The sequence below is a fragment of the Sphingomonas oleivorans genome (assembly GCF_003050615.1).
Taxonomy (GTDB): Bacteria; Pseudomonadota; Alphaproteobacteria; order Sphingomonadales; family Sphingomonadaceae; genus Sphingomonas_H; species Sphingomonas_H oleivorans.
Genome location: NZ_NWBU01000005.1, coordinates 458,716 through 464,715, shown reverse-complemented (window position 1 = coordinate 464,715; position 6,000 = coordinate 458,716). Strand labels below are relative to the sequence as shown.

The 6,000-nt window shown below is 63.8% G+C and carries 6 protein-coding genes; 1 reads left to right on the top strand and 5 read right to left on the bottom strand.

The window, feature by feature from the left end; all coding sequences use genetic code 11:
• Positions 1-75: 75 nt before the first annotated feature.
• A complete protein-coding gene (locus CLG96_RS07630) occupies positions 76-381 on the bottom strand; it encodes a plasmid stabilization protein (RefSeq protein WP_107967244.1) in 306 nt (101 codons plus the stop codon).
• 123 nt (positions 382-504) lie between these two features.
• On the opposite strand from CLG96_RS07630, the gene typA reads away from it, so the two are divergent.
• A complete protein-coding gene (gene typA, locus CLG96_RS07625; RefSeq protein WP_107967243.1) occupies positions 505-2,322 on the top strand; it encodes a translational GTPase TypA in 1,818 nt (605 codons plus the stop codon).
• An 82-nt stretch (positions 2,323-2,404) separates the two neighbouring features.
• On the opposite strand, the gene CLG96_RS07620 is transcribed toward typA, so the two are convergent.
• The 4 genes from CLG96_RS07620 to CLG96_RS07605 form a co-directional block, all read right to left on the bottom strand.
• Entirely contained in the window at positions 2,405-2,656 is a 252-nt protein-coding gene (locus CLG96_RS07620; protein WP_165799582.1) for a hypothetical protein, read from the bottom strand.
• A gap of 279 nt (positions 2,657-2,935) precedes the next feature.
• Positions 2,936-3,571 carry a substrate-binding domain-containing protein gene (locus CLG96_RS07615; protein WP_207796623.1) on the bottom strand — a complete coding sequence of 212 codons (636 nt, stop codon included), beginning with the start codon at positions 3,569-3,571 and terminating at the stop codon, positions 2,936-2,938.
• Positions 3,572-3,646: 75 nt separating this feature from the next.
• Positions 3,647-4,066 carry a MerR family transcriptional regulator gene (locus CLG96_RS07610; RefSeq protein WP_107967240.1) on the bottom strand — a complete coding sequence of 140 codons (420 nt, stop codon included), beginning with the start codon at positions 4,064-4,066 and terminating at the stop codon, positions 3,647-3,649.
• 83 nt (positions 4,067-4,149) lie between these two features.
• A complete protein-coding gene (locus tag CLG96_RS07605; protein WP_207796622.1) occupies positions 4,150-5,841 on the bottom strand; it encodes a long-chain-fatty-acid--CoA ligase in 1,692 nt (563 codons plus the stop codon).
• Positions 5,842-6,000 lie beyond the last annotated feature (159 nt).

The following is a 6,000-nucleotide window of genomic DNA, read 5'->3' as shown; positions in this document are numbered from 1 at the left end:
GGCGCACCGTCCACTTCACAGGCTTCGCCCACCTCGCCGCCGTCATGATCTGGTTACGATGAATGTCGATTGCCCCTAGCCGCCTGCCTTCTTGCGCCGCGTTTCCCAACCCTTCTTCGCCGCCGCCGATCTGTCTGCCGCGCTGCGGCTGGCCGAGGCCTGGCCGCCTATCCGCCCGCCCTTGCGCGAGGAGACATGGGTGTCGGGCTTGCCGCGTCCGGAGCCGGATTTGTTGCCGCCGCCCGATTCCTTGTTCACCGTCGCCCAGGCGCGGCGCTCGGCTTCCTCCTTGGGCGTGCCGCGCTCCTCATAGCTCTGCTCGATATGCTCGGCCTTGCGCTTCTGCTTGTCGGTATATTTGCTCTTGTCGCCCTGGGGCATGGATCGTCTCCTTTCCGTCCCTGAAACGGCCGGAGAGGGCGAAAGTTCTGGCTGCCCTTGTTGCAATGCGACATTTCGGCTAAGGGCGCGGCCAATTCCCGCTCCCAAGGACAATAGAGACTCATGAGCCTCCGCAACGTGGCCATCATCGCGCACGTCGATCATGGCAAGACCACGCTGGTCGACCAGCTTTTCCGCCAGTCCGGCACCTACCGCGACAATCAGCGGATCGAAGAGCGGGCGATGGATTCGAACGATCTCGAAAAGGAGCGCGGGATCACGATTCTGGCCAAGTGCACCTCGGTCGAATGGCAGGGCACGCGCATCAACATCGTCGACACGCCCGGCCACGCCGATTTCGGCGGCGAGGTGGAGCGTATCCTCTCGATGGTCGACGGCGTGATCCTGCTCGTCGATTCCGCCGAGGGCGCGATGCCGCAGACCAAGTTCGTCACCGGCAAGGCGCTGGCGCTCGGCCTCAAGCCGATCGTCGTCGTCAACAAGGTCGACCGTTCGGACGCGCGTATCCAGGAAGTGCTGGACGAGGTGTTCGACCTGTTCGTGAATCTCGAGGCGAATGACGAGCAGCTCGATTTCCCGGTGCTCTTCGCCTCGGGCCGCAACGGCTATGCCAGCGAGGATCCGGACGCGCGCGAGGGCGACCTGAAGCCGCTGTTCCAGAAGATCGTCGATCATGTGCCGGCACCGGCGGTGGACGTGGACGCGCCGTTCAAATTTCTCGTGACCTTGCTCGACCGCGACAATTTCCTCGGCCGCATCCTGACCGGCCGGATCGACAGCGGCACGCTCAAGATGAACATGCCGGTCCATGCGCTCGATGCCCAGGGCAATGTGATCGAGCAGGGCCGCGCGACCAAGATCCTCGCCTTCCGCGGGCTGGAGCGCGTGCCCGTGGAGGAAGCCAAGGCGGGCGACATCATCAGCCTCGCCGGCATGACCGAGGCGACCGTCGCCAATACCATCGCCGACACCTCCGTCAGCGAGCCGATCGCCGCCCAGCCGATCGATCCGCCGACGCTCTCGATGCGCTTTGCGGTGAACGACAGCCCGTTCGCCGGCAAGGAAGGATCGAAGGTCACGTCGCGCATGATCCGCGACCGCCTGTTCCGCGAGGCCGAATCCAACGTCGCCATCCGCATCACCGAAGCCGCCGACAAGGACAGTTTCGAAGTGGCGGGGCGCGGCGAGCTTCAGCTCGGCGTGCTGATCGAGACGATGCGCCGCGAGGGCTTCGAGCTCAGCATCTCGCGTCCGCGCGTGCTGCTGCGCGACGGCGAGAATGGCAGGGAAGAGCCCTATGAGACGGTCGTGATCGACGTCGACGACGAGCATTCGGGCACCGTCGTCGAGAAGATGGCGATCCGGAAGGCGGAGCTGACCGACATGCGCCCGTCGGGCGGCGGCAAGACCCGCATCACCTTCTCCGCGCCGTCGCGCGGCCTGATCGGCTATCACGGCGAATTCCTGTCCGATACGCGCGGCACGGGCATCATGAACCGGCTGTTCGAGAAATATGGCCCCTATAAGGGCGCCATTTCCGGCCGCCCCAACGGCGTGCTGATCTCCAATTCCACCGGCGAGGCGGTGGGCTATGCGCTCGGCTATCTGGAGGAGCGCGGCGTGCTGATGGTCTCGCCCGGCGAGCCGGTCTATGAGGGCATGATCGTCGGCGAAAATGCCAAGAATGACGATCTCGAGGTCAATCCGCTGAAGTCCAAGGCGCTCACCAACTTCCGCGCCTCGGGCAAGGATGATGCGCTGCGCCTGACCCCGCCGCGGCGGCTGACGCTCGAACAGGCGATCGCCTATATCGACGAGGACGAGCTGGTCGAGGTGACGCCGAAGTCGATCCGCCTGCGCAAGCGCCATCTCGATCCGCACGAGCGGAAGAAGGCGTCGCGCGCTTCCAAGGCGGCTTGATCCAGAAGGGGCGGCTTCGGCCGCCCCTTTTCATATCGGCATCTGGTTGCCGATCGCTGCGGATGGGCCGGGCAGGTGAAAGCTAAAATGATTTGGTAAGCCTTATCATCATGCGGTTGCTTACAACGCCAGGCCCGAGCGTCTTGCTCTCCACATGCATGTCGCCGGTCACGCCATCGATCACGCCGGTTCTGGCGATGATCGGTTTGGCCTCGAAATCTCCAGATGGCAGCGGTTGAAGCCGGTAGCGCTCATCGTCTCCACGGGAACCGCAAACGACGATTTCCCGGGAACTGCCACCACCGCAACTCTTCGTCGGATCGATCTTCTTCAAATCGAAATCTATCGTGCTCGGAGCAGCCAATATCGGTGTCACCGCCTGAAGAACCAGCATAAGGGCGCATGACATGCCTTGCTCCAAGCACTGACCGGTTCCGTCGAGCATCTGCTGGCAATGAGGCTAAGACAAGGCAGGATCTATGGCCGAAATGGGTGATTCTTGCCGCTTGCTTGATCGATTTCTATAATCCGCTTTACCATTGAAAGCGGGCATCTTCGTCGCTGGCGTATGTCGATGGCGGCAGGCTTGGCTTGGAAGCTACCGCCCAACGTCTCAGCGAACGGCGGCTTCCAGCCACTCCAGGGCCCGCCGCGCCCGGCTGCTGAGCGGCCATTCGGCGCGTGTCAGCAGCCATAGCGTGTCCCATATCGCCGGCATGCCCTCGACGACCCGAATGGCCGTCGGGTTAGGAAAGGTCTCGCGCGCGTAGCGCGGGATCACGGTGAAGCCCAAGCCGCGCGCGACCGGTTCAAGGATCAATCCGATCTGATTGGTGAAGCCGCGGCACGGCAGGCTGCGCACGCCGGGGCAGCCCGGGTAACGCTCGCGGAGCAGCCGGCTGGCCATGGCCTGGCCGTCCGGATGGTCGATGAAGCCGAGCCATTCGAGATCGGACCAGCGTGCCGCCTGCTCGCCGGCGGGCACGACCAGCTCCAGCGGCTCGCGGGCGAACTGGCGCACGGCCAGGCGTGGGTCGTCCGGCCGAACCGTCACGAGGCCCAGCTCGAAGCGGTTGGTCAGCACGGCATCCACCACCTTGTCGGTCGGCGCGAAGCGATGGCGGGTGGACAGGCCCGGATGCGCCTTCTGCAGATCGAGCAGCCGGGGATAGAGCGCGAGGCCGATGCTGCCCGGGCTGATCAGGCTGATCTCGCCCTGCTCGGAATCCGCTGGGAAAGGCGCTGCCACAGCTATGAGCTGACCTATTCCGCGGGCGCCTATGCATGAGCGAGCGCCCATTGCGGACCTTAAAGCTGCCGATGTTCAGCGCAGGCTTTTGATGCGGGCGAGCGCCTGCTGTTCTATCTCCTCAAGCTCGTCGATCGTCTGTTCCAGCGCGGCGCGCTGCTTCCGGAGCGTCGTCAACCGCTCATGCACGCGCTCGGCGAGTTTCCGCGTCTGTTCGAGATGGAATGAATCGGCGTCGTAAAGGTCGAGAAACTCCTTGATCTCGCGCAGGGAAAATCCCAGCCGCTTGCCGCGCAGGATCAATTGCAGCCGGGCATATTCGCGCCGCGTATAGATGCGCGTCATCCCCACGCGCTGCGGCTCGACCAGCCCCTTATCCTCATAGAAGCGGATAGTACGCGTGGTCACGCCCAGTTCGGACGCGACCTGATTGATGCCGCGCAAATCCGCCGGGGGCATCATCTGCTGTTCAGCGATCAGGGCCGATGCCGTCATTCATTCCGTCTCTTCAACCAGCGTGGATCCGGGGTGCGCACTAAGGCCCCATCTATGCACCGATATACGCGATCTGCGCCCGATCAACGGTCGCTTTTCGCCTTTTCCTCGGCAACCAGCTCCTTCTTGGATAGCTTGCCGATCAGCGTCTTCGGCAGTGCCGTGCGGATCTCGATCGCGCGGGGCATCTCGATCCTCGACAGCCGGCTTTCCAGGAAGTCGTGCAGCGCCCCGGATGTCACATCATGCCCCGCGCGCAGTGTCACGAACGCCTTGGGGACTTGGCCACGATAGCTGTCGTCAATGCCGATCGCCACCGCCTCCGCAACCGCCGGATGCTCGTACAGCGCTTCCTCGATGGTGCGGGGATAGACATTATAGCCGCCGCACAGAATGACATCCTTGATCCTGTCGACCAGGAATAGATAGCCCTCCTCGTCGAGATAGCCGATGTCGCCGGTGCGCAGCGCCCCATCCACGAACGCCTTCTCGCTTTCCTCGGGCTTGCCCCAATAGCCCTTCATGACCTGCGGCCCGCGCGCGCATACCTCGCCGCGTTCGCCCCGGGGCAGCAACCGGTGGGGGTCGTCCAGATCGCGTATCTCGATGATCGTGCCGGGGAAGGCAGGCCCGGCGCTATTATCCTTCACGGGACCGGCGAGCGGATTGCAGGTGAGGATCGGCGAGGCTTCGGACAGGCCATAGCCTTCCACCACCGGGCAGCCCGTCAGCCTCTCGAACCGGCGGCGCACGTCGAAGGGGAGTGGCGCGCCGCCCGAGACGACGAAGCGCAGCGATTCGAGATGGGGCCTGCGCTTCGCCGCCACGCTGTTGATCGCGGCCAATATGGTGGGAACGGCGAGGAACTGAGTGGGCTTCGTCCGATCGAACGTCTTGAGCAATTGATGCAGATCGAAGCGCGGCAGTAGGATCATCTCGGCCGCCGTATCCACCGAGAAGTTGAGCACGGTGGTGAGCGCGAAGACGTGGAATAGCGGCAGCACGCCCAGCACGCGATCCTGCATCTTTGGGCAGCCGCCGAGATGGATCACCGTCTGCCGGCTGTTCGCGGTCAGGTTCGCATGGGTCAGCATCGCGCCCTTGGGCACGCCGGTCGTGCCGCCCGTATATTGCAGCACGGCCACCATGTCGGGCGACAGCCTTACCGGATCGGGTGCCGCATGGTACGCGACGAGCGCGTCGAAGGGGATGTGGCGGCCGTCGTGCGGGATCGTGGCATGATCCGCGCGCTTGAGCAGGCGGAAGCCGATCGATTTGGCGAGGGGCAAAATATCCGCCATCGGGCAGACGATGATCTTCTCGATCCCGCTATCCTGCGCGATCGACAGGATTTTGCCGTGGATCGCCTTGAGATCCGGAACGGCCATGATCGTGCTGCCCGAATCCCGGATCTGGTGGCGCAGTTCCGGCGCCGTATGGAGGGGATTGAAGGTGACGATCGTCGCGCCAGCGCTGAGAGCTGCGAAATAGAGGATCACGAAATAGGGCGTGTTGGGCAGGCACAGGCCGAAATGCGTGCCGGGGCCCACGCCGATATCCTGCAGGCCCCGCGTCGCGTGCCGGACGAGCCGGCCGATTTCGCCATAGGCCCAGTGTTTGCCCAGAAAATCGACGGCGATGCGCGTGGGATGTTCGGCGACGGCGCGCGCGAGCAGATCGGTCAATAGCCGGGGTTCGATGAGCGGCGGGGGCGCAGCCTTCTCCGTCCTGTTGCCGGCAGGCGCCGGCTTTGTGGCGGCAAGTATCGCGGCCATCGCGATTCCTTCCATCATCCTCTGCCGGATCGCTCTTCGGCGATTCCGGCCGTTCGTCGGATCATTATTCGACAGGAGGAAATGTGCATCAAAAACAGGTTGACGTATAGGGAAATTATCGCACCTTAGAGAAAAGTCGCTGACGGCGGATTACGCCGC